The sequence below is a fragment of the Micromonospora sp. NPDC048907 genome (assembly GCF_055586885.1).
In genome coordinates this window covers 13050-35140 of sequence record NZ_JBVJHI010000005.1, presented here as the reverse complement: position 1 = coordinate 35140, position 22091 = coordinate 13050, and the positions used below count along the sequence as shown (strand labels likewise).

The following is a 22091-nucleotide window of genomic DNA, read 5'->3' as shown; positions in this document are numbered from 1 at the left end:
AGGGTTACGCGCATCGTGTACGTGGCCGACGCTACAAAAGGGATTTGGGAATGTCCATAGCTTTCATCGACGGCGGCGAGACTTTCGGGTCAGCGCGACGAAAGTGGTTGGTCAGTCCAGCACCTCGACGGCGTCGCCGACGCTGACCGTACAGCCGTCGAGAGGGGACACACCCGGTTCGGCCCGTACCACCATCTGCAGGCCGAAGAGGAGCTTCTGGCCGACGTTCCGCCGGGCGGCGAGCATCCGGAGCGGCTCCCGCCCCCGCTCCCCGGTCTCCTGGTCGATCGTCGCGACCAGACACCGGTCACACTCGTCGACGCCGTGGAACACGGCCCCGCCGATCCTGATCCGCCGGCCGACCCACCCGGCCTCCGCCCACGGCGCGGCACCGCTGACCACCAGGTTGGGGCGGAACCGGCTCATCGGCAGCGGGCCCTCATCGCTGCCCGACTCCCGCAGCCAGCCGTTGAACGCGTCCAGCGACGCGGTGTTGGCCAGCAGCAGCGGGGTGCCGTCGGCGAAGCTCAGCTCGGCGCCGGTGCCGGCGGGAACCGGCCAGGGAACGCGGTTGCCGGTGGGATCGCCGAGCCAGGCCAGCCGGGCGGCGCGCCCCAGCAGCCGGTGCAGCCAGTCGTCCGCCTCGGGGCCGGCGGCGCGCGCCGCCGCGGGTGGCCGCCCCCGGAACACCCGGACCTGGACCGCCTCGCCGCCGGCCGGTTCGGCCAGGTCGAGCGGGGCCAGCCCCGGCGCGTCCAGGGTCAGCCCGCCCGGCCGGGACACCGCCCGCACCGTCACCAGTTCCCGGTGCTCGCGCTGGGTCAGGCCGACCCCGTGGTCGTCCACGATCAGCCAGCGCCGGTCGCCGTCCAGGCCCCACGGCTCGACCCGCGCCGTGTCGCGGTCCATCCGGCGGCACCCCTTAACGGGGTACGTGTGAAGCGAGGCGACCCGCATCCGGCCAGGATGGCACGACCCGGCCTGCGGCCGCTACGGCCGACCGCCCCACTGGGGCGGTTCACGCCCCGGCCAGCTGGTCGCGGCGACGGACGAGGTACGCCACCTCGGCGGCGTTGCCGGCCAGCCCGATGGCCCGGTCGTACGCCGCCCGCGACTCCGCGCTGCGGCCCAGCCGGCGCAGCAGGTCCGCCCGGGTGGCGTGGAAGGCGTGGTAGCCGTCCAGCGGCAGACCGTCCACCTGCGCCAGGGCGACCTCCGGGCCGTCCAGTTCGGCGATCGCGATCGCCCGGTTGAGCCGCACGATCGGCGAGGGGTCGAGGCGGGCCAACTGGTCGTAGAGCGCGACGACCTGCGACCAGTCGGTGTCGCGGACGTCGCGGGCGTCGGTGTGGAGGGCGTTGATCGCGGCGAGGATCTGGTAACGCCCCGGCGCCTGGCCGGAGGCGAGGCGGGCGCGGACCAGGGCATGGCCCTCGGCGATCAGCTCGCGGTCCCAGGCGCCGCGGTCCTGCTCGGCGAGGGTGACCAGTTCACCGCTCGCCGACACCCGCGCGGCCCGCCGCGCCTCCGTCAGGAGCATCAGCGCCAGGAGGCCGGCGACCTCGCCGTCCGCCGGCATCAGGGCACGCACGAGCCGGGTCAGCCGGATCGCCTCGGCGGTCAGGTCGGCCCGGACCGCCTCCTTCCCGGGGTCCGAGGCCAGATAACCCTCGTTGAAGATCAGGTAGAGGACGGCCAGCACCCCGGTGACCCGGGCCGGGAGATCCTCACGCAGCGGCACTCCGTAGGGAATCCTGGCCGCCTTGATCTTCGCCTTCGCGCGGGTGATCCGCCGACTCATGGCGGTCTCCTGGACCAGGAACGCGCGGGCTATCTCGGCCACGGTGAGCCCGCCGACCATCCGCAGCGTCAGCGCGATCCGTACCTTCATGGCGAGAGCGGGGTGGCAGCAGGTGAAGACGAGGCGGAGCCGGTCGTCGTCGATGGCGCCGAGCGGCTCGGCGGCGGCGGACAGCATCAGCGCCTCCCGGTGCTTCTCCTCGCGCCGCACCTCGCGCCGGAGCCGGTCGATGGCCTTACGGTGCGCGGTGGTGGTGAGCCACCCGCCCGGACTCGGCGGGACCCCGTCGACCGGCCAGCGCTCGACGGCGGTCGCGAACGCCTCGGCGGCCATCTCCTCGGCGATGTCGAGGTCACCGAAGCGCCCGGCCAGGGTCGCGACCAGCCGGGCCCACTCCGCGCGATGGACCCGGGTGATCAGCTCGGCGACGTCGCCCATCAACCCAGGAACGGCCGGAGCTCGACCCTCCGGTTGCAGTGCCTGGATCCCAGGGCGGCGAGCCGCAGCGCCAGGTCGAGGTGCGGAGCCTCGATGATCCAGAAGCCGATGACGTGTTCCTTCGACTCCACATAGGGCCCGTCGGTGAACACCGGCTCCCCGTGCCGGCCGTCGACGACGGTGGCCGTGCCGGGGTCCGCGAGGCCGCCGGCGAAGACCCAGTGGCCGTCGGCCTGGAGCTGCGTGTTGAAGGCGTCGATCGCGGCCATCTCCTCGGTGGTGGCGAGGTCGGTCGTGTCGTGGAGCACGGAAATCAGGTACTGCGCCATCGGGGTCATCTCCTGTCGTCCGGTGTCCGCCCGTCGGGGCGCCTCTCACCCCTGCTACGAACGCCACCGCCTCGATCCGACACGGTCCGCCGAGAAATCCTGCCGCATTCCGGCGCGGCGGACGGCCCCCGGTCTCACGCCGGAGGCGTCTCGCCCGAGCTGGTCAACGGAGTGCCGTCCAGAGCCGTGTCGGTCAGGGTCATCCGCAGACGCACGTTGATCTCGGTCCTGCTGTGGGGCCAACGGGTGAGCTGGAACAGGACGAACCCGCTCCGCTGCTGTCCCCGCACCATCTCACCCATCGGACGGCTGTCGATCCCCTCGAAGAGCCAGGCGTACACACCCTGCAGGTCGGCCTCCCGCCAGCCCTTCAGATCGGCCGCGTGCGCCGCCAGGGCGAGTTTCTCCGCGAGGTACGGCGGATCGGCGACGCTGCGGAAGTCGACATCCAGGCGGTCGAACCGGTGTCCCGCGCCGAACTGCCAGTGCGCGACGACCTGGCTGATCCCCTGCGCCACCGGCCGGGCCTCCAGGATCCACGCGTACTCGTCCAGGAACGGGGCGTGGCGCTCCAGCCACATCCGCTCATCCGCCCGCCGCACCACCCAGGGAAGCGGGATCTCGGCGAAGTCGGGCCACTCGACCTCGGGGCAGTCCCAACCGCCGATCCACGACCGGACCTTCTCCCGGTTGGCGAGGAACCTCGCCCTGAGCGCGGCGACGTCCGGCCGCCCCGATCGGCGAAACATCACGCTGCCTCCTCCGCGACCCGGTGCCACCCCGGCACACCGCTCCGGTCTGCAGTCTGGCAGCCATCGGCGACGGTCTCAGTCCCGTGCCGAGCGGCGGCGGCCGTGAGGCGCCTCTCCGGAGAGATGCCTGCCGGCGGTGCGGACCTGTCGTTTCCGGACCGGCCACAGGACGGCGGTGATGACCAGCAACAGCGGCGGCCCCTGGACGAAATGGGCGAGCCACGCGCCCGGCAGACTCGGCCCGCCCCACGACTGGGCGAGATGATCCGCGCCGAAAACCGGGTAGAGCACTCCGCGCGCGATGAAGACGGCCCATGCCGGGGCCAGCAGCGCGAAGGACACGATCTCGAAGGGCAGTGCGGCCAGGCGGTACCGCAGGGGCACCCGGGCGTCCGCCCCGCGCGGTGCGCCGACCTGGACGCCGAGCAGCCGCGTCGCCAGCTCGCGCGTGATCCGGCCCGTGAACGCGCCGGCGCCGAACGGCCCGCACACGAGTCCGAGGAGAGTCACGGGCAACGCCACGACGGCGTACGCCTGGTAGCCCAGCACGGCAGCGGTCCTGCCGCGCCGGTCCGTCCTCGTCCCGGCATCCTGTCCCGAGGATGGCTGGTGCGGCGACGTGGTGGTGGCTGGGCACATGGGATCTCCCGACTCGACAGGTCACGTTCCGAGGGCGGCGCTGACGCCGCCGCCGGTCACCCACCATGCTCGTGGCGGCGCCGGGCACGGATCATCGGCGGCGAGCCCGGAAAACGGGATCGGCCGAGCGCCCGACGGGATCGCCCGTCTACGCCTGAAGGCGGAGGCGTGACCGGGCCCGACGATCGATGGCCGGCGCTTTCCGCGCGGGTACCGTCGCGGCATGAGCCACAGCGATCTCAGGGGCGCACCGGCGGTGGCGCTGCCACCGAGTGGGAGGGTCGCGCTGCTGCTGCGCGGACTCGGGCCGGTGGCCTGGCAGCGCGTCGACACCGTCGTCGCGGTGGCGCTCCTGGTGGGCCTCACCGGGCCGGAGCTGCTCGGCGCCCGTCTCGGCGACGATCCACCGCTGGCGATCCTGGCCCTGGGAGCCGGCGCCTCGCTTCCGCTGGCCTTCCGGCGACAACGGCCCGTGCCGGTCCTCGCGATCACGGTGGCGTGCGCGGTGGCCGCCAGCCTCCTCGGCGTCGGGTACACCCCGTTCGGCAGCAACGCCGGGCCCGCCGTGGGCCTGGCCATGTACACCGTGGCCGACCGGATGAGCCGGCGGGTCTCGCTCGGAGCCCTGGCCGTCGTGGTCACCGCGACCTTCTGCTCCGCGTGGGTGGCGACCTGGCTGCACGGGGGTTCGGAGAACGCCGTCCACGTGGTCGCGGCGGCGGTCGGTTGGCTGGTCGGCGACACGGTCCGCACCCGCCGCGCCTTCCGCACCGAAATGGCCGCCTGGCAACGCCGGGAGCTGGCCGAGCGCACCCGGCTCGCCATCGCCGAGGAGCGGGTCCGGGTCTCCCGGGAGGTCCACGACGTGATCTCACACAATCTCAGCGTCATCGCCGTGCGTTCGGGCGTCGGACGCCTGCTGTTCGACACCCGGCCGGACGAGGCCCGCACGGCCCTGGTCGAGATCGAGACGGTCAGCCGCAAGGCTCTCGGCGAGGTGCGCCGGCTGCTCGGCGCGGTCCGCGGTGAGGGCCACACCGCCCCGGCGCCCGCTCTGGCCGATCTCCCCGCGCTGGTGGCCGAGGTGACGTCCTCGGGGGTCGAGGTGACGTTGGAGCGGGGCGAGCTGCCACCCGGCCTGCCGTCGGCGTTGGAGCTGACCGTCTACCGGATCGTCCAGGAGGCCCTGACCAACGTCGTCAAACACGCGGGCCGCACCCGCGCCCGGGTGGCCGTCTCGTACGCCGACGAGGTGCTGCTGGTCGAGGTCTCCGACGAGGGATCCCGGGACGGCGGGGGCCGGCAGGCCGGGGAGCCGGGATGGGGCCTGGTCGGCATCCGGGAGCGCGCCGCGCTGTTCGGCGGCACGGCCGAGACGGGGCCGCGCCGCGACGGTGGTTTCCACGTGTCCGTGCGGTTCCCGGTGTCCGTGGCGCCCGAGGGTGGAGCGGACCGGTGAGCGTCCGGGTGCTGGTGGTGGACGACGAGGCTCTCATCCGGGCCGGTTTTCGGGTCCTTGTCGACTCCGACCCCGACCTGGCCGTGGTGGGGGAGGCCGCCGACGGTGCGCAGGCCCTCCGGATGGTGCACGCCCTGCGGCCCGACGTGGCGCTCATCGACATCCGCATGCCCACCATGGACGGCCTGGAGGCCACCCGGCGCATCGCGCACGACGATCCGGCGTCCACCACCCGGGTGCTCGTGGTGACCACCTTCGACCGCGACGAGTACGTGTTCGAGGCCCTGCGCGCGGGAGCCAGCGGCTTCGTCCTCAAGGACACCCCGCCCGAGCATCTCATCGAGGCGATCAAGGTGGTGGCCGCCGGGGAGGCGCTGCTGACGCCCACCCTCACCCGCCGGTTGATCACCGAATTCGTCCGGAACGCCGTTCCGCCCCGGCCGCCGGCGCCGGCCGCGCTGGCCGGGCTGACGCAGCGGGAACGCGAGGTGCTCGTGCAGGTCGCGGCCGGCCGGTCCAACGCCGAGTTGGCGCACGTCCTCCACATCAGCCGGGCGACGGCGAAGACCCACGTCAGCAACCTGCTGTCGAAGCTGGACGCCCGCGACCGCGTTCAGCTGGTCGTCCTCGCGTACGAGTCCGGCCTCGTCAACCCCGGCGCCGGCCCGGTCCCGCTTACCGGATGAGGCGTGCCGGTCACCGTGCGACGAACTCGTAGGTGGTGGTCAGACCCTCGGGAAGGTCGGGGACCAGGGCGTTGGTGCCGTCAACGGTCTGGACGTAGCGCCGGCCCTGGAAGAGCGAGTAGGTCCCGTCGGGGACCTTCTCGATCCTGAAGAGCTGCGCCTGCTGGGCGGGGTCGCACGTCCGGGCGCGGACGCTGCCCGGCGCGGCGTCGTGCACGGCGGTCATGCAGAGCCGGCCGGCGCCGCCCGGCGTGGCCAGCATGATCTGGAACCTGTCGCCCGCGGGGCGCAGCAGCCACACGGCCCGGGCGTCGATGCCCTGCTCGGTGGTGGCCCGCACCCGGTCGGTGTCCCGGTCGACGGCGAGCGCGGCCCCGCCCATGCCGGGCACCACGATCAGGGTCTGCCGCCGGCCGGCGAGGATCTCCTGTTCCGTCGAGGCGGTCCCGGACGGCACGACCGACGCCGGCGCCGGACCGACCGGGCCGGCAGCCTCGTCCGGTGTCGCGACGTGGTCCCGCGCCTGGAGCAGAGCGGTGCCGGCGGCCACCACCAGCACGGTCAACGCCGCCCCGGTGACCGTGGTGCGGCGCCGCCGCCGGTCGCTGCGGCGGCGCAGGGCCTCTGCCGGCGGCAGCGTCGTGACGCGCCGGACTCCGTCGGCGATCGCCCTGAGGTCGTCGCGAGGATCAGCCATGGTGGGTCTCCTCGGGGTACGTCTCGGTCAGCATCTCCGCCATCGCTCTCCGGCCTCGGGCGAGATATGTCTTGACGGTTCCGACGGGCGCCCGCATCTCGGCGGCCACCTCGGCGACGCTGAGATCGTTCAGGTGGTAGAGCACCAGGGCGCGGCGCTGGTTGGCGTTCAACCGCCGCAGCGCCTGCAGCAGGGCGACGTGGTCCTCGTTGAGGCCGGGCACGATCTGGTCGACCGCGGCCCGGCGGTGCGCGCGGATCCGGTTGAAGGTCTTGCGCCAGCTGCTCACCGCGATCCGGGAGGCGACCCGGCGGACCCAGGCCTCCGGGCTGTCCGCCTCCCGCACGGTCCGCCAGCGCTGCCAGGCCCGCATGAAGGCCTCGGCGACGGCGTCCTCCGCCTCGCCCCGGTTGCCGGTCAGCATGTAGACGTGACCGACGATCCGTCCCGCGCAGGCCGCGTAGAGGGCGTCGAACTCCTCGGCGTCACCCATCCGGCCTGCCCCCGAGCCTCGTACCGTCGTCACCGCGGCATGCAACAGGGCAGCGTTGCCGGGTCGCGCCGCACGGGCCGGGATTGTGACCACGGTCACACGCGCGATGATCAACCCGCCGGCCCGACCAGGCGTCATCGTGCCGTCCCGGGAGACGCCCGTGGCGGAGAGGACGATGTGCGACGACGGCAACGACGCGCCCTGACGGTCGGGGTGTTCGCGACCGCGCTGGCGGTGGCGGGCCTGACGGCCCCTTCCGCCGACGCGCAGGAGAGGCCCGCGCCCGCGCCCACGGCCTCGGGCACGGGCGCGGCCGGCACCTTCACCCTGATCACCGGGGACCGGGTGTCGCTGGGTGCGGACGGCCAGCCGGAGATCCAGCGGGCACCGGGGCGGGCGGGCATGCGGTTCGTGAGCACCCGGGAAGGCGGCCACCGGTACGTCGTCCCGGTGGACGCGGTGCCGCTGCTGCACGACGGTCGACTCGACCGGCGGCTGTTCGACCTCACCACGCTCGGCGAGTTCGGCTACGACGACCGGGCGCCGGAACTGCCGCTGCTGGTCGCCTACCCGGAGAACGCCGCGGCGCAGGCGCGGTCCGCCACCGTCGGGGGTGCCGGGCGGGTGCGGGCCGACCTGCCCGCCGCCCACGCGCTCGCCGTGCGTGCGGACGTCGACGACCGGGTCACGCTCTGGTCGTCACTCACCCGCGGCACGCCGTCGGAACGGACGCTCGCCGCCGGGGTCAGCCACGTCTGGCTCGACGGCAAGCGCCGGGTGTCCCTGGAGCACAGCGTGCCGCACATCGGTGCGCCCGCGGCCTGGCAGGCCGGCTTCGACGGCACCGGCGTCACCGTCGGGGTCCTGGACACCGGAATCGACGCCGGCCACCCCGACTTCGCCGGACACCTCGCGGAGGTCCGGGACTTCACCGGCGGCAACGATCCCGCCGACAACGTGGGTCACGGCACCCACGTGGCCTCGACCATCGTGGGCAGCGGAGCCGCCTCCGGCGGCAGGTCCCGCGGCGTGGCCCCGGGTGCGAAGCTGCTCGTCGGCAAGGTCTGCGCCACCTACGACTGCCAGGATTCGGACATCATCACGGCCATGCAGTGGGCCGCGCCCAGGGCCCGGGTCGTCAACCTGAGCGTGGGCGGCACCGACACCCCCGGTCTCGACCCGCTGGAGACCGCGGTCCAGGACATGAGTACCCGGTACGGCACGCTCTTCGTGGTCGCCGCCGGCAACGAGGGGAAGCCGAAGTCGGTCTCCTCGCCGGCCACCGCGGACGACGCCCTCGCGGTCGCCGCCGTCGACGCCGACGACCAGCGGGCGTACTTCTCCAGCAAGGGTCCCCGCATCGGCGACAACCACATCAAGCCCGAGATCAGCGCGCCGGGCGTGGACATCGTGGCGGCAGCCCCCGGCGGTGACTACGCCTCCATGTCGGGCACCTCGATGGCGACTCCGCACGTGGCCGGTTCCGCCGCGATCCTCGCCGGACAGCACCCCGACTGGTCCGGGCCGCAGCTCAAGGCCGCCCTGATGGACTCGGCCCAGCCGGCCGCCGAGAACACCCTCTACGAGGTGGGCGTCGGCCGGGTGGACATCGGCCGCGCGGTCGCCCAGCCCGTCGCCGCGGAGGTCGGCGCCATCGACTTCCCGGTCCAGCGCTGGCCCCACGCCGACGACACCCCGTTCACCCAGGTGGTCGGCTACCGCAACTCCGGCACCGCGCCGGTCACCCTGGCGCTGAGCATCGCCTCGGCGCCGGCCGGGATGGTCACCGTCAGCCCGGCCGACCTGGTGGTGCCGGCCGGCGGCCGCGCCCAGGCGACGATCACCGTGGACACGCGGGTGGACGCCGCCGACGGCGTCTACCAGGGCGCGCTGGTCGCCACCGGCGCCGGCGACCTGCGGGTACGGACGCCGTTCGCGCTCAACCGGGAGATCGAGAGCTACGACGTCCGCATCGACCAGCCCGGACGCGACGGCAGACCGGCCACCGAGTACCAGACCGTGGCGGCGAACCTGGCCACGGGCGAGTTCACCACCCTGGCCGGTCAGCCGGGCGGTGGGATCCTGCGGCTGCCCAAGGGCCGGTACGCGCTGTACAGCACCATCCACGAGGGCGACGTGTCGACCCTGCTCGTGCAGCCGGTCCTGGACGTGCACGGCCCGGTCACCGAGGCGCTCGACGCCCGTACCGCCGAGCCGATCGCGCTCACCGTGCCCCAGCGGGACGCCGCCCCGGTCTCGATCAACGTGAGCGCGAACTGGAACGACGGGCTCCGCTACCCCGGCGTCCAGCTCAGCGGGGCGTCGTTCGCGAGCATCTTCCTCGGCCGGATCGGCCCCGCCGTGGCGGCTCCCGAGTTCACCGCGACGCTGGGCGTCGGGCTCGCCCGCCCGGGCCCCGACGGGAGCTTCCGGAACAGCCCCTACACGTACGACCTCGCGTACGTCCGCCACGGCGACATGTTCACCGGCCTCGCCCGGAAGCTGTCGCCGAGGAACCTCGCCACCGTGAAGGCGACCTACCGGAGCCAGTCCGGCACGGCGACCGCCGTCCGGCTCCACCGCGCGGCGTCACCCGGCGGAGCGGGGCCGATCGGATCGAGCACCTCGTTCGACCTGCCGTTCCGGGCCACCGAGTACTACAACACCGACGGTGGCATCGTCTGGACGTCCACGTTCGTCGAGGGCGACAACCTCACCACGCAGGAGTCCACCTTCACGCCGGGCAGGACGTACACCCAGACCTGGAACGCCGCCCCGTTCGCGCCGACGGTGGGCCGCGCCCCGGCCCTGGCGCCGCTGGCGTACGCGGGCCGCGACGGCGACACCATCTCGGTGGCGTCGCCGCCCCTGTTCGGCGACGCGACCGGTCGCCCGGCCAGCCGCGACGACCTGGCGGTCCACCTCCGGCTGTCCCGCGACGGGACGGAGATCGCCACCGCGGACAGCGGGTACGCGGACTTCCCGGTGCCCGCCGGCAGGGCCACCTACCGGCTGGAGGCGACGGTCACCCGGGGCGCGCCGGACACCCTGTCGACGTCGGTCTCCGTGGCGTGGACCTTCACCTCGGCCCACACCGTCACCCCGGAGCGGCTGCCCCTGACGACGGCCCGGCCGATGCCCGACCTCGACGACACGAACACGGCCCGGGCGGGCACGGCGATGGCCCTGCCCGTGGCGCTGGACCGCCTGGCGGGCTCCACGGCCGGGCCCAACCGGACGCTCGGCGTCTCGGCCTCGTTCGACGACGGGCGGACGTGGGTCACGCTGCCGGTGCACCGGGATGTCGCCCTCGTCAGGCACCCGCGGCGGCCCGGCTTCGTCTCGCTGCGCCTGACGGCCACCGACACCGCCGGCAACTCGGTGACCGAGACGATCCAGCGGGCCTACCGGATCGCCTGACTCCCGAGCGGGTCCGGGGCGGCGGCCGTGACGGCGCCGCCCCGGACCGCGCCTCCGCCGGCCCCTAGCCGGCGGGGCGGGGTTCCAGAACCACCACGGCGGTCTCCGACGACCGGAGCGCCGCGTGGGCGTCGAGGTCCGCCTCGACCTCGCGCCAGCGGGCCCACAGCCGCGACCGCTCGTCGCCCGTCGCGGCGCGCCCGCGGACGAGCCGCCGCTCGCCGACCAGGTCGACAGCCGCGTCCGGATGCGCCTGCAGGTTGAGCCACCAGGCGGGCTCGCCCTCACCCCAGCCGTTCATCGCCAGGGTGAACAGATTGGGCCCGTCCTCCAGGTACGCGACGATGACGCTGCGCTGCTGGCCGGTGCGGCGCCCGGTCGTGGACAGCCGCAGGGTGCCCCAGCGGTCGGCGCGGGGCCGCCAGAGGACCCGCCCCCGGAGGGCCCGGTACAGGCCCCGGTGCACCGACCAGGCCAGCCGGATGAACCATCGCGGCGGAAGCTTCGGCTTCCCTGCCCGTTCCTCGACCGACATGGCGACCTCCAACGGCGACACCGGCGATGGTACGAACAGGACGCCAGCCGCGGTACCGGGCGGACCGGCGGCGCCGGGTGGCCGGTCGTCCACCGCGCCCGCGGGGCGTCAGCCGATCAGCGGGCGGCTGACGACGCTGTCGGTGCGACCGCTCAGCTCCCGGTCCAGGGTCTCCTGCGCGTCGCGCATCGCCTCGGCGTACCGGGGTTCGGCGAGCCGCCGCATTCCCACCTCGGGTGCGACGTCCTCGACCACCGCGCTGATCCACCAGATGTTGCCGAACGGGTCGCGCACCCGGCCGCCCCGCTGGCCGAAGGCCTGGGTGGCCGGTGCGGTGACCACCCGGGCTCCGGCGGCGACCGCGCGCTCGATCGCGGCGTCGGCGTCGGCGACGAAGACCCGCAGCAGCGACGGCATGGCCGGCCAGTCCGGCAGCCGGTCGAAGGCGAGCAGGACGGTGTCGCCGACGCGGATCTCGGCGTGGCCGATGGTCCCGTCCTCCAGCCGTACCCGCCCCAGCTCGACCCCGCCGAACACGGCGGTGACGAAGTCGAGCAACTGGCCGGTGTCCGGGGTGACGATCCACGGCGCGGCGGTCGTGTAGCCGTCGGGTGCGGTGCTGTTCACGGCGAATCTCCTCGGGTCGAAGCGGATTGCGCCACCGTAGGTCGCGTATAGGTCAGCTTCCGTCCTAGTCGAGCGGCACAATGGCGGCCATGTCCGACGCGCGTGCCCGCCTGCTCTCCCTGCTGTCGCTGTTGCAGACCCCCCGGCTGTGGTCGGGGAGCGAACTGGCGGGGCGGCTCGGCGTGTCCGGCCGCACCGTGCGGCGCGACATCGACCGGCTCCGCGAGCTGGGCTATCCGGTGCACGCCGAGCAGGGCGGGACGGGCGGGTACCGGTTGACCGCCGGCGCGGCGATGCCGCCGCTGCTGCTGGAGGACGACGAGGCCGTCGCCGTGGCCATCGGGCTGCGCACGGCGGCGGCGCAGCCGGTGACCGGCGTGGACGAGGCGGCGGTGCGCGCGATGGGCAAGCTGCTCCAGGTCCTGCCGGCCCGCCTGCGGCGCCGGGTCGACACGCTGACCGCCTCCACCGTGGCCCACCCGTTCACGCTCGCCGGGGAGGCGGTGGACCCCGACACGCTGGTCGTCGCCGCCGCGGCGATCGCCAACCACGAACGGCTGCGGTTCCGGCACCGCGACGAGGGCCGGCACGTCGAGCCGCGCGCCCTGGTCGCGGCGGGGCGGCGCTGGTACCTGCTCGCCTTCGACCTCGACCGCGACGACTGGCGGACCTTCCGGCTGGACCGGGTCACGGCGGCGGCCGCGACCGGCGCCCGGGCGGCCACGAGGGACGTACCCGTGAGGGACGTCGCCGCCTTCGTCGCCGAGCGGACCATGGCGATGGCCCCGACGTACCCGGCCGACGTCGTGATCCACGCGCCGGCGGCCCGGGTGGTGGACCGCCTGCACGGGCCGCCGCCGGGCACCCTGACCGACCAGCCGGACGGCACCTGCCGGTGGCTCGCGCCGCCGGACACCCTCGACTGGCACGCGCTCCGGTTGGCGTCGATCGGGCTGCCGTTCCAGGTCGACGGTCCACCGGAGCTGGCCGATCACCTCCGGTCGACGGCCGCCCTGTTCCAGACCGCCACGGCCGGACCCGGCCGGGCCGGGCGGCGGTCACCGTGAGCCCAGCCCCGCCGCGTCACCGCCCGGCCACCTCCCTGCCGATCGATCACCGGCGGCGCAGCGCCGGGTCGAGCAGGGCGGGCGGGGTGTCGTGCTTCTCGTCGGCGGCGAGGTCGACGCCGGGAGCGACGATCGCGTCGATCGCGTCCAGCACGTCGGAGGAGAGCACGGTGTCCGCGGCGGCGAGCTGCGAGCGGAGGTGTTCCACCGTGCGAGGGCCGATGATCGCGCTGGTCACGCCCGGGTGCGCGGTGACGAATCCCAGCGCGAGTTGGATCATGCTGAGCCCGGTGTCGTCGGCGACCGTGGCGAGCTGCTCGACGGCGTCGAGTTTCGCGCGGTTGGCGGGAACGCTGAGGTCGTAACGCTGCTGCATGAAGCCCGAGCGGTTCGTGGTGATCTCCCGCCCGGCGCGGATCGCGCCGGACAGCCAGCCCGATGCCAGCGGGCTCCAGGCGAGCACGCCCATGCCGTACTCCTGCGTCACGGGCAGCACGTGGGTCTCGATGCCGCGCTGCAGGATCGAGTAGCTCGGCTGCTCGGTCACGTACCGGCTCAGGTGCCGCTCCCGGGCGGTCCACTGTGCCTGGACGATGCGGTAGGCCGGGAAGGTCGAGGAGCCGAAGTAGCGGATCTTCCCCGAGCGCTGCAGGTCCGTCAGTGCCGACAGCGTCTCCTCGTCACCGGTCGTCGGGTCCCACCGGTGCATCTGGTAGAGGTCGACGTGGTCGACGCCGAGGCGGCGCAGGCTGTCGTCCAGCGCGGTGACCAGCCAGCGGCGCGAACCGCCCCGGTGGTTGCGCCCGTCGTCCATCGGCAGGGTGGCCTTGGTCGCCAACAGGACATCGTCCCGGCGGCCGGCGATGGCCCGGCCGACCATCTCCTCGGACTGGCCGCCGCTGTAGACGTCGGCGGTGTCGATGAGGTTGATTCCCGCATCGAGCGCCGTGCCGATGATGGCCGTGGCTTCCTGCTGGGTGGTGTTGCCGATCCTGCCGAAGTTCATCGCGCCGAGCACGAGGGTGCTGACCTGCACACCCGTGCGGCCCAAGGTGCGGTAGCGCATGACTGGTCCTCCTGGATGACGTGAAGCGTGCGCCGGCTGGTGGTTGGCCCGCCGGGTCGCTACGCTGGTTAAGCGGAACGCGGTTCCGATAACCAACATACGGAACATCGTTCCGGATAACCAATGCTGTGACGGAGGTAACGGAGCCTTGGCCGACATCGACAGCGCCGCCGAGCGACCGGGTCCGCGCAAGCGGGCGGACGCGCGCCGCAACGAGAAGGTCCTGCTGGACGCCGCCGCGGCCGCGTTCGTCGCCTCCGGGGTCGACGTGCCCGTACGCGACATCGCCGCGAGGGCGGGGGTCGGCGTGGGCACCATCTACCGCCATTTCCCCACCCGGGCCGACCTCATCGTCGCCGTCTACCGGCACCAGATCGAGGCATGTGCCGAGGCAGGTCCGTCCCTGCTCGCCGGCGGCGGCACACCGCACGCCGCCCTGGTGCGGTGGATCAACCTGTTCGTCGACTTCCTGATCACCAAACACGGCCTCGCCGCGGCGCTACGGTCCGACGACGCCGCCTTCCAGGCCCTGCACGGCTACTTCCTCGACCGCCTGGTCCCGGTCTGCGACCACCTGATCAAGGCCGCCGTCGCAGCCGGCGAGATCCGCGCCGACATCGACGGCTACGGACTGCTGCGCGGCGTCGGCAATCTCTGCATCGGCGCGGGCAGCGACCCCCGCTACGACGCGCGCCGGCTGGTCGACATCCTCCTCGCCGGGCTTCGCCTGCGCTGAGCACACGTCCCGTCGTCGGACCGGCTCGGGCGGGACGGAGTCGGCCGGCCGGGCCGGTGGCTGAGGGACCCGAAGGCCTGGGTAGCTTTCGGGCATGAGTGAGGACACCTTCCGCTCGGTGGAGATCGAGCGCACCAGCATGGGCCGGTACGTCGTGCGGAACGCCCGCGGTGGGTCGATGTCGATGGGCACGGGGGAGGACGGCAGCTTTACCCCCGTGGAACTGCTGCTGGCCGCCATCGGCGGCTGCACCGCGGTGGACGTGGACTACATCACCAGCCGCCGTGCCGAGCCCACCCGGTTCACGGTCGAGGCCACGGGCGACAAGATCCGGGACGAGGCCGGGAGCAACCGGATGCGGAACCTCGAGGTCACGTTCACGGTGACGTTCCCGGCGGGCGCCGACGGCGACCGGGCACGTGAGGCGCTGCCCCGCGCACTGCAGCAGTCGCACGACCGGCTCTGCACCGTCTCCCGCACGGTGGAAAGTGGGACGCCGATCTCGATCGCCGAGGCCGGGGGTTCTCCCGAGGACTGAGGCTCGCGGGCGGTGACCGGGTGTGCCGGCGGAGTGCCGGCGCGCCGCACCGCCGCACCGCGCAGAGGTGACCGCGGCCCGGTCAGCGGTGCCGGCGGATGCGGTCCCAGGTGCCGGGGGCCTCGAGCCGTACGCCCGACTGGAGTGGGGTCGTGACGGGCTTGCCGCCGCCGGCGGCGGCGCTGACCCGACCGTGCGCGGATCCGGCGGGCAGCTCGGCCGGCACCGCCGGGATCTCGGTGGCCAGCTTGACGCGGAGGCCGGGCCAGCCGACCACGGAGAGGTCCTTCGCGGCGGTCAGCGTGGTCTCGGCGCCGAACGGCCCGCGGACCGTGGCGACCGGATCGCCGGCCCGGACGGCCGGGTACGGCTTGATCGCGGCGTTGACGCTGCGGATCAGCGACCGGGTCACCCGGAAGACCCGCTCCAACTGCACCGGGGTGTCGGCGCCGGGCTGCCCGAGGACGGCGCCCACAACGGTGATTTTCCGGCCGCCCACGGTGACGACGAACGCGAAGGACAGGCACCCGCCGGCCTCGTCGGTGGACCCGGTCTTGATCCCCACGACACCGTCCCGGCCCACGAGCGAGTTGTAGTTCCGCACCTCGCCGGCGACCGGCAGGGTGGCCTTCTTCTGGGCCACGATCTCCGCGAACGCGGGCAGCGCCATCGCCTTGCGGGCGATGATCACCTGGTCGGCGGCGGTGCTGACGGTCTCCGGACTGAGCCCGGACGGATCGGTGTAGCGGGTGTTGTCCATGCCGAGCTCGGCGGCCGTGTCGTTCATCTTGTCGACGAACGCGTCGATGCTGCCGGCGTCCCAGGCGGCGAGGATCCGGGCCATGTTGTTCGCCGACGGCAGCAGCACCGCCTGGAGGGCCTGGCGCTCGGTGAAGACGGCGCCCGCGGCGACCCGGACGAGGGACTCGCCGCGCGCCAGTTCGCTCGGGTAGGCGGCCGCCTGCGCCGCGCTGACCGTGAGTTTCGGCCCGTGCTCGCCCCGGTCGAGGGGGTGCTCGGTCAGGATGACGTAGGCCGTCATCACCTTGGCCACGCTGCCGATGGGCAGCGGCTCGTCGCCGCCCGAGGTGCCCAGGGACCCGACGCCCTCCACGAAGAGGGCGGCCTGCCCGGACCGCGGCCACGGCACCGTGGGTGCCTTGCCGGGGATGACCGTCGACGCGGCCAGCGTCCGCGTGACGGTCGGCGCGGGCAGCGGGTGGCGCAGCGGTTCGACAGCCACCAGCACGGCGGCGGCCAGGAGCAGGGTCGTCAGGATGCTGACCAGCACCGGGAGTCGCCGCCGTCGGCGGCGGGGCGGCGGCGGGACCGCGGGGATCACCTGGGTCGTCGCAGAGTCGAGCATGCTGATGTGTCTCCCCCGTGTGGTGCTGCGCGCGGCTGGGCGGCCGCCGGCGTGCTGATCTCGGTATCACCACTGCCGTCGCCGGGTCAAGCCGGCGGCGGCACCTGATCGGCGCGCGGTCACCGCCGCCGCGGCGCGACGAGCCCCGACTCGTACGCCCACACGACCAGCTGGGCGCGGTCGCGGCAGTGCAGCTTGGTCATCGCCCGATTGACGTGGGTCTTCGTGGTCAGCGGGCTGATCACCATGCCCTCGGCGATCTCGTCGTTGCTCAGCCCCCGGGCGACGAGCGCGACGATCTCCTGCTCGCGGGCGGTCAGCACGTCCCGGCCGGCGGCCGGGTCGGCCGGCCGTGGGCCGGCCACGAACTCGCTGATCAGCGACCGCGTGACCGCCGGGGCGAGCAGCGCGTCGCCGCGCGCCACGACGCCGACGGCCTGCAGCAGGTCGGCGGGGTCGGCGTCCTTGAGCAGGAACCCGCTGGCGCCCGCGCGCAGGGCGGCGAAGACGTAGGAGTCGAGCCCGTAGTTGGTGAGGATGAGGACGCGGACCGCGGTGAGGTCGGGGTCGGCGGCGAGGCGCCGGGTGGCTTCGATGCCGTCGAGTCCCGGCATCTGCACGTCCATCAGCACGACGTCCGGCCGCAGGCGCCGGGACAGGTGGACGGCCGAGGCGCCGTCGGCGGCCTCGCCGACGACCTCCAGACCCTCCTCGGCGTCGAGCAACGCGCGGAAGCCGGCCCGCATCAGGGCCTGGTCGTCGGCGAGCAGGACCCGGACCACGCCGCCACGATCGGTGTCGGACCGGGCCGGCGGCACGTCGCGCGAGCGCTCGGTCATGCCGGCTGCCCGCTCCGGTCGGAGCCGACACGATCGGTGTCGGACCGGGCCGGTGGGACCGGTCCGCCGAGCGGGAAGGTGGCCCGCACCTCGAACCCGCCGCCGTCGCGGGCGGCGGCGCGCAGCGTGCCGCCCAGCCCGGTGACCCGCTCCCGCATGCCGCTCAGGCCCACCCCCGGTGTCACCGGCCGGACGGGCGACGCCTGACCGTCGTCGGTCACCGAGACGGTCAGCTGTGCCGGGACGTACTCGACGTGGATCTCGGCGCTGGCCGGGCCGGCGTGGCGGGCCACGTTGGTCAGGGCCTCCTGGACGACGCGATATCCGGCCTGGTCGACCTCGGCGGGCAGCTCCCCGGGTTCGCCGGTGACGGTCAGCCGCACCGGTACGCCGGCCGCGCGGGTCCGCTGGGCGAGTTCGCCCACCCGGGCCAGCCCGACGGGATCCCCGTCCGACGGTGCGCGCAGGACGTCCAGCGTCGCCCGCAGCTCCCGCATGGCGGCGCTGCTGGCCTCCTGGATCGCCAGCAGCGTGGCCGACGGTTCCTCGCCGTGCTTGCGGGCCAGGTGCACGGCGATCCCGGCCTGCACCTTGATCACGGAGATGTTGTGGGTCAGCGTGTCGTGCAGATCGCGGGCGATGCGCAGGCGCTCCTCCCCGGCGCGGCGCAACGCCATCTCCTCGCGGGTGCGTTCCGCCTCGACGGCCCGCTGCTCGACCTGTTCCAGGTACGCCCGGCGCTGCCGCGCGACGAGCCCGGCGACGTTGGCCGCGACGAACCAGCCCAGCAGCAGGGCGGTCCGCTCGGCGATCAACTGGCCGGGCCGGCCGGCGGGCGCCACCGACACGTCGCGGGCCAGGAAGCCACCGAGGAAGACGACGCTGGCCAGGGCGGCGACCGACCGGTGCCCCCGCCAGGCGGCGACGTAGACGGCGCCGAGGACGGGGAACGCCGCGGACACCCCGGAATGGACCCGGACGTGGAGGGCCAGCATGGTGGCGGTCACCAGGCTCACCGCCACCACGGGGTGCCGCCGGCACACCGCCAGGGCCGCCGCCATGACCAGGACGAGGGCGACGTCGGCCAGCCCCACCGTCGCGGCGTCCGGCGCGATCGCGGCGTTGCCGAGCAGGAGGGCACCGAGGGCGAGGCCGCTGAGGGCGTACGGCAGGTCGCGGCGCATGGTCGAACTGTAGAACGGCGGTCAGCGGAGGAGCATCCCGCTTCCGTGGTAGACGGGGCGTACCGCGGACGTGGTATCGGCGGCCGGGCAAGTGCCTGCGGCGGCACGACGCTTTCCCGACCCGCCGGGACAAGCATCGAACGCATGACATACCGCTTCTTCACCCCCGAGAAGGCGTCGGCCGCGACGGGTCTCACCGCGGAGGTCTACCGCCAACTGCGGGACGAGTTCCTCGGGCCGGTGCCCACCTTCCAGGCGCTGTCGGTCGTGCCGGAGCTGCTGGCCGCGACCTGGGCGCTGATGCGCGAGGCCCTGCTCGCCGGTGACGCCTCCCGGGTCGACCGCGAGCTGGTGGCGTCCGTGGTGTCCCGGGCCAACCGCTGCCGGTTCTGCGTCGACGCGCACGTGATGCTGCTGCACGCGCTGGGCGAGCACGCGCTGGCCGAGGTCGTCGCCCGGGGCGGGACGCCGCCGGAGCCGGGGCACGCCGCGCTCGCCCGCTGGGCCGAGACCAGCCGCCACCCGGCGGCGGCCGACTGGACCGGCCGGCACGGCCCGGAGCTCACCGGCACCCTGCTCGCCTTCCACTTCATCAACCGGGTCGTGTCGGCGCTGCTCGACCCCGATCTGCTGCCCGGCGGCCTGCAGCGTTCCCCGGTGGTGCGGTCGGTGGGTGGCCGGCTGTACGCCCGGACGGCCCGCGCGGGGCGGGAGCCGGGCCGGGGTCTCCCGCTCGTCGACGCCGGCTCGGCGGCGCCACCGGCCTGGGCGGGGGACAGCCCGGTCGGCGTGGCGTACGCGTCGCTGCGGACCGCCGCCCTGCGCGGCGGCGACCTGCTGGGGGACGTGGCCCGCCAGACCGTCGCCGCGACCGTGCGCTGGGAGGACGGGCGGTTCCCGGACCGGCCTTCGGACTGGGCCGTCGACCTGGTCCGGGACGTGCCCGGGGCGGACCGCGTCGGGACGCGGATCGCGCTGCTCGCGGCGTTCGCGCCCAGCGCGATCAGCGTGGGCGACGTCGCCCTCTGGCGGCTGTCCCATCCGGGCGACGCAGACCTCGTGCGGCTGGTCGCGTACGGCGCGATCACGGCCACCGACCACGTCGCCCGGGCTCTGAGCTCGGCTCGTCTCTAGGGAGATCACCATGCGCAAGGCATTCGTCATCACCAGCAGCCTGTTGCTCGCCGCGTTCGCCCTGCAGTTCGTGTTCGCCGCCGTGGGCGCGTTCACGAAGCCCGGCGGCGAGGGCGCCTACGCGCTGCACAGCGCCACCGGGATGGCGGTCATCCCGGTGCTCAACCTGCTCACCATCGGCTTCGCCGCGCTGGCGAGGGCGCCGGGCCGGCTCGTCGGACTGACGGTTCTGCCGCTCGGCCTCGTCATCCTGCAGGCGCTCATCGCCGGCCTGGCCAACGGCATGACCGACGGCGCGGGCGTCAGCACACCGTTCGGACTGACCGTCGCCGGGCTGCACGCGGTGAACGGGATCGTCGCGGTGCACGTCGTGGTCGGCGTGGTCCGGGGGGCGCGTGGGCTGGCCCGCCCCGCGCCGGCCGAGGTCGTCCCGGTGACCGTCCGGGAAGGAGAGCCGGCATGACCGTCGGTTCGCTGCTCGCGGCCGACCTCGTGATCGCGGTCCTCGCGGCCGCCGGGTGGCTGGGCGGCGGCGCCGCGTCGGCCGCCCGGCGCCGCCCGCTCGCCCTCGGCCTGGCGGCCCTCGCGCTGCTCGCCACGCTCGCCCGTGCCGTCACGATCACCGCGCTCGCCCGCGCCGGCTGGTGGTTCGCGGCGGAGAAGGTCCTCATCGCCGCGCCGCTGTCGCTCGCGGCCGTGGTCGTCGCCGGGCCGCGGCTGCTGCGGGCCCCGGGCGACATCCGCGCCGTCGCGGTCCCGCTCCTGTTCGCCGGGTACGCCGACAGCGCCGCCCTGCTCGTGACGGTCCTGCACGGCTACCCCGCGTCGGCGGGCGTGGGGCTGCTGGCGGTCGCCGGGGTCGTCACGGCGACCGCGGTCTCGTGGCGCTTCCTCGGCGCGCCCCCGTCGCGGACGGTCTCCCGGGCGGCTCTCGTGGTGGCGGTCGCGGCGCTGCTGACCGGGACCGGGCTGGCCGCCGCCCCGGCCGCCGCCCCCGCCGTACCCCATGATCACGGACCCGGGGAGGCGCGGACCGTGGGGGAGCCGACCAGGCGGTTCACCCTGACGGCCGGGACGGCGACGGTGCGCGTGAGCGGCCGCGACGTCGCGGCGTGGGCGTTCGACGGGCAGGTGCCCGGGCCGGAGCTGACCGCCACCGTCGGCGACGTCCTGGAGGTGACGCTGCGGAACCGGGACATCGCGCGCGGCGTCACGCTGCACTGGCACGGGTACGACGTGCCGAACAGCCAGGACGGGGTGCCCGGCATCACGCAGGCCGCGGTGCTGCCGGGGCAGGAGTTCGTCTACCGGTTCCGCGCCGACCAGGCCGGGACCTACTGGTACCACACGCACGCGGTGTCCGACCTCGGCGTGCGGATGGGGCTCTACGGCGTCCTCGTGGTGCGCCCGGCGCCGGTGACCGGCGTCGACGTCACGGTGCCGGTGCACACCCTCTCCGGCCGTCCGCTGCCGGCGCCGAGAACCGAGTCGGTCGGGGCGGGGACGCCCGTGCGGCTCCGGCTGATCAACACCGACAGCACCACCCATCGGTACGCCCTGGCCGGCACACCGTTCCGGGTCGCCGCGATCGACGGCTCCGACCTGCGGGGCCCGACGTCCCTCGTGGACACCGCCGTGCTCATCCCGGCCGGGGGACGTTACGACCTGGTGTTCACCGCGCCCGCCACACCGGTGGCGCTGTTCGTCGACGGGCGGGCCGTCTACTCGACCGGAGCGGTGTCGACGGCGACCGGCGGGTGGCCGGTCCTGGATCCGCTCCGCTACGGCACGAGCGCCCCGGTGCCGTGGTCCCGCGTCGACCGGGCGTTCACCCTGGTGCTCGACCGCGGTCTCGACCTGCGCGGGCTGCTCCCGCGCTACGCCCACACCGTCAACGGCGCCGCCGACCCGGACATCCCGCCCCAGGTCGTACGCCTCGGCGACACCGTCGAGTTCACCATCGTGAACCGGTCCCAGACCGTGCACCCGTGGCACCTGCACGGCCATCACGTCCTGGTGCTGTCCCGTGACGGACGGGCGGCGACGGGAAGCCCGTTGTGGCTGGACTCCTTCGACGTGCGCCCCGGCGAGGTCTGGCGGGTGGCGTTCCGGGCCGACAACCCCGGCATGTGGGCCAACCACTGCCACAACCTGGCGCACGCCGATGCCGGGATGACGCTGCACCTGATGTACTCCTGATCCTCCGCGGCGGCCGACCACGTCCGCCATCCCTGGACGAGGGTCCGGCTCCCGGCGGGGCGCGGCCGCGCCCCGCCGGGACCGGG

At 74.3% G+C, this 22091-nt stretch carries 22 protein-coding genes; 9 read left to right on the top strand and 13 right to left on the bottom strand.

The features are described 5' to 3' along the window. Positions 1-111: 111 nt before the first annotated feature. From ACZ6PY_RS18300 to ACZ6PY_RS18280, 5 genes are all read right to left on the bottom strand, one after another. Entirely contained in the window at positions 112-957 is an 846-nt protein-coding gene (locus ACZ6PY_RS18300; protein ID WP_466073641.1) for an MOSC domain-containing protein, read from the bottom strand. Positions 958-1018: 61 nt separating this feature from the next. Next, entirely contained in the window at positions 1019-2239 is a 1221-nt protein-coding gene (locus tag ACZ6PY_RS18295; protein WP_466073639.1) for an RNA polymerase sigma factor, read from the bottom strand. After that, a complete protein-coding gene (locus tag ACZ6PY_RS18290) occupies positions 2239-2568 on the bottom strand; it encodes a YciI family protein (protein WP_466073637.1) in 330 nt (109 codons plus the stop codon). Before ACZ6PY_RS18290 ends, ACZ6PY_RS18295 begins: the two co-directional genes overlap by 1 nt. A 134-nt stretch (positions 2569-2702) precedes the next feature. Further along, positions 2703-3320 (bottom strand): hypothetical protein, encoded by a 618-nt coding sequence (locus ACZ6PY_RS18285; protein ID WP_466073635.1) that lies wholly within the window; start codon positions 3318-3320, stop codon positions 2703-2705. Positions 3321-3395: 75 nt separating this feature from the next. Beyond that, a complete protein-coding gene (locus tag ACZ6PY_RS18280; RefSeq protein WP_466073633.1) occupies positions 3396-3869 on the bottom strand; it encodes a hypothetical protein in 474 nt (157 codons plus the stop codon). Between the two features lie 313 nt (positions 3870-4182). On the opposite strand from ACZ6PY_RS18280, the gene ACZ6PY_RS18275 reads away from it, so the two are divergent. Continuing rightward, positions 4183-5418 (top strand): sensor histidine kinase, encoded by a 1236-nt coding sequence (locus tag ACZ6PY_RS18275; RefSeq protein ID WP_466073631.1) that lies wholly within the window; start codon positions 4183-4185, stop codon positions 5416-5418. Continuing rightward, positions 5415-6104 (top strand): response regulator, encoded by a 690-nt coding sequence (locus ACZ6PY_RS18270; protein WP_466073630.1) that lies wholly within the window; start codon positions 5415-5417, stop codon positions 6102-6104. Before ACZ6PY_RS18275 ends, ACZ6PY_RS18270 begins: the two co-directional genes overlap by 4 nt. 10 nt (positions 6105-6114) lie before the next feature. Here ACZ6PY_RS18270 and ACZ6PY_RS18265 read toward each other — a convergent pair whose 3' ends face one another. Both ACZ6PY_RS18265 and ACZ6PY_RS18260 read right to left on the bottom strand, forming a co-directional pair. Continuing rightward, complete coding sequence (locus ACZ6PY_RS18265) at positions 6115-6801, bottom strand: hypothetical protein (protein WP_466073628.1); 687 nt, start codon at positions 6799-6801, stop codon at positions 6115-6117. After that, positions 6794-7294, bottom strand: a complete 501-nt coding sequence (locus ACZ6PY_RS18260) for a SigE family RNA polymerase sigma factor (protein WP_466074674.1) — start codon at positions 7292-7294, stop codon at positions 6794-6796. Before ACZ6PY_RS18260 ends, ACZ6PY_RS18265 begins: the two co-directional genes overlap by 8 nt. Positions 7295-7471: 177 nt before the next feature. Between ACZ6PY_RS18260 and ACZ6PY_RS18255 the strand changes: the two genes are divergently transcribed. Beyond that, complete coding sequence (locus tag ACZ6PY_RS18255) at positions 7472-10714, top strand: S8 family peptidase (RefSeq protein WP_466073626.1); 3243 nt, start codon at positions 7472-7474, stop codon at positions 10712-10714. A gap of 64 nt (positions 10715-10778) precedes the next feature. Here ACZ6PY_RS18255 and ACZ6PY_RS18250 read toward each other — a convergent pair whose 3' ends face one another. Beyond that, on the bottom strand, positions 10779-11270 hold the full coding sequence (locus ACZ6PY_RS18250; RefSeq protein ID WP_466073624.1) for a nitroreductase/quinone reductase family protein: 492 nt from the start codon (positions 11268-11270) through the stop codon (positions 10779-10781). An 87-nt stretch (positions 11271-11357) separates the two neighbouring features. Continuing rightward, on the bottom strand, positions 11358-11876 hold the full coding sequence (locus ACZ6PY_RS18245) for a VOC family protein (RefSeq protein WP_466073622.1): 519 nt from the start codon (positions 11874-11876) through the stop codon (positions 11358-11360). 89 nt (positions 11877-11965) lie between these two features. Here ACZ6PY_RS18245 and ACZ6PY_RS18240 point away from each other — a divergent pair, with 89 nt between their 5' ends. Next, a complete protein-coding gene (locus ACZ6PY_RS18240) occupies positions 11966-12943 on the top strand; it encodes a helix-turn-helix transcriptional regulator (RefSeq protein ID WP_466073620.1) in 978 nt (325 codons plus the stop codon). A gap of 46 nt (positions 12944-12989) precedes the next feature. On the opposite strand, the gene ACZ6PY_RS18235 is transcribed toward ACZ6PY_RS18240, so the two are convergent. Then, positions 12990-14009 carry an aldo/keto reductase gene (locus tag ACZ6PY_RS18235; RefSeq protein ID WP_466073618.1) on the bottom strand — a complete coding sequence of 340 codons (1020 nt, stop codon included), beginning with the start codon at positions 14007-14009 and terminating at the stop codon, positions 12990-12992. A 157-nt stretch (positions 14010-14166) separates the two neighbouring features. On the opposite strand from ACZ6PY_RS18235, the gene ACZ6PY_RS18230 reads away from it, so the two are divergent. Together ACZ6PY_RS18230 and ACZ6PY_RS18225 are read left to right on the top strand one after the other, a co-directional pair. Next, positions 14167-14745: a TetR/AcrR family transcriptional regulator gene (locus tag ACZ6PY_RS18230; RefSeq protein WP_466074673.1), complete on the top strand. Its 579-nt coding sequence runs from the start codon at positions 14167-14169 to the stop codon at positions 14743-14745. Between the two features lie 94 nt (positions 14746-14839). Then, positions 14840-15283 carry an OsmC family protein gene (locus tag ACZ6PY_RS18225; protein WP_466073616.1) on the top strand — a complete coding sequence of 148 codons (444 nt, stop codon included), beginning with the start codon at positions 14840-14842 and terminating at the stop codon, positions 15281-15283. An 82-nt stretch (positions 15284-15365) separates the two neighbouring features. On the opposite strand, the gene ACZ6PY_RS18220 is transcribed toward ACZ6PY_RS18225, so the two are convergent. From ACZ6PY_RS18220 to ACZ6PY_RS18210, 3 genes are all read right to left on the bottom strand, one after another. Beyond that, on the bottom strand, positions 15366-16649 hold the full coding sequence (locus ACZ6PY_RS18220; RefSeq protein WP_466073614.1) for a D-alanyl-D-alanine carboxypeptidase family protein: 1284 nt from the start codon (positions 16647-16649) through the stop codon (positions 15366-15368). Between the two features lie 119 nt (positions 16650-16768). Further along, complete coding sequence (locus tag ACZ6PY_RS18215; RefSeq protein ID WP_466074672.1) at positions 16769-17431, bottom strand: response regulator; 663 nt, start codon at positions 17429-17431, stop codon at positions 16769-16771. A gap of 53 nt (positions 17432-17484) precedes the next feature. Continuing rightward, positions 17485-18672 carry a sensor histidine kinase gene (locus tag ACZ6PY_RS18210; protein ID WP_466073612.1) on the bottom strand — a complete coding sequence of 396 codons (1188 nt, stop codon included), beginning with the start codon at positions 18670-18672 and terminating at the stop codon, positions 17485-17487. A 144-nt stretch (positions 18673-18816) separates the two neighbouring features. On the opposite strand from ACZ6PY_RS18210, the gene ACZ6PY_RS18205 reads away from it, so the two are divergent. Genes ACZ6PY_RS18205 through ACZ6PY_RS18195 form a run of 3 tightly spaced genes read left to right on the top strand, consistent with a single transcriptional unit; the run spans position 18817 to position 22005 of the window. Beyond that, complete coding sequence (locus tag ACZ6PY_RS18205; RefSeq protein ID WP_466073610.1) at positions 18817-19806, top strand: carboxymuconolactone decarboxylase family protein; 990 nt, start codon at positions 18817-18819, stop codon at positions 19804-19806. A 10-nt stretch (positions 19807-19816) separates the two neighbouring features. Beyond that, on the top strand, positions 19817-20269 hold the full coding sequence (locus tag ACZ6PY_RS18200) for a DUF6220 domain-containing protein (protein ID WP_466073608.1): 453 nt from the start codon (positions 19817-19819) through the stop codon (positions 20267-20269). Next, positions 20266-22005, top strand: a complete 1740-nt coding sequence (locus ACZ6PY_RS18195; RefSeq protein ID WP_466073606.1) for a multicopper oxidase family protein — start codon at positions 20266-20268, stop codon at positions 22003-22005. Before ACZ6PY_RS18200 ends, ACZ6PY_RS18195 begins: the two co-directional genes overlap by 4 nt. Positions 22006-22091 lie beyond the last annotated feature (86 nt).

What these genes read in the sequence shown, in the direction of transcription:
- ACZ6PY_RS18300 (WP_466073641.1), bottom strand. Translation starts at nt 957, where the DNA reads ATGCGGGTCGCCTCGCTTCACACGTACCCCGTTAAGGGGTGCCGCCGG.
- ACZ6PY_RS18295 (WP_466073639.1), bottom strand. Translation starts at nt 2,239, where the DNA reads ATGGGCGACGTCGCCGAGCTGATCACCCGGGTCCATCGCGCGGAGTGG.
- ACZ6PY_RS18290 (WP_466073637.1), bottom strand. Translation starts at nt 2,568, where the DNA reads ATGGCGCAGTACCTGATTTCCGTGCTCCACGACACGACCGACCTCGCC.
- ACZ6PY_RS18275 (WP_466073631.1), top strand. Translation starts at nt 4,183, where the DNA reads ATGAGCCACAGCGATCTCAGGGGCGCACCGGCGGTGGCGCTGCCACCG.
- ACZ6PY_RS18265 (WP_466073628.1), bottom strand. Translation starts at nt 6,801, where the DNA reads ATGGCTGATCCTCGCGACGACCTCAGGGCGATCGCCGACGGAGTCCGG.
- ACZ6PY_RS18260 (WP_466074674.1), bottom strand. Translation starts at nt 7,294, where the DNA reads ATGGGTGACGCCGAGGAGTTCGACGCCCTCTACGCGGCCTGCGCGGGA.
- ACZ6PY_RS18240 (WP_466073620.1), top strand. Translation starts at nt 11,966, where the DNA reads ATGTCCGACGCGCGTGCCCGCCTGCTCTCCCTGCTGTCGCTGTTGCAG.
- ACZ6PY_RS18235 (WP_466073618.1), bottom strand. Translation starts at nt 14,009, where the DNA reads ATGCGCTACCGCACCTTGGGCCGCACGGGTGTGCAGGTCAGCACCCTC.
- ACZ6PY_RS18225 (WP_466073616.1), top strand. Translation starts at nt 14,840, where the DNA reads ATGAGTGAGGACACCTTCCGCTCGGTGGAGATCGAGCGCACCAGCATG.
- ACZ6PY_RS18220 (WP_466073614.1), bottom strand. Translation starts at nt 16,649, where the DNA reads ATGCTCGACTCTGCGACGACCCAGGTGATCCCCGCGGTCCCGCCGCCG.
- ACZ6PY_RS18210 (WP_466073612.1), bottom strand. Translation starts at nt 18,672, where the DNA reads ATGCGCCGCGACCTGCCGTACGCCCTCAGCGGCCTCGCCCTCGGTGCC.
- ACZ6PY_RS18205 (WP_466073610.1), top strand. Translation starts at nt 18,817, where the DNA reads ATGACATACCGCTTCTTCACCCCCGAGAAGGCGTCGGCCGCGACGGGT.
- ACZ6PY_RS18200 (WP_466073608.1), top strand. Translation starts at nt 19,817, where the DNA reads ATGCGCAAGGCATTCGTCATCACCAGCAGCCTGTTGCTCGCCGCGTTC.
- ACZ6PY_RS18195 (WP_466073606.1), top strand. Translation starts at nt 20,266, where the DNA reads ATGACCGTCGGTTCGCTGCTCGCGGCCGACCTCGTGATCGCGGTCCTC.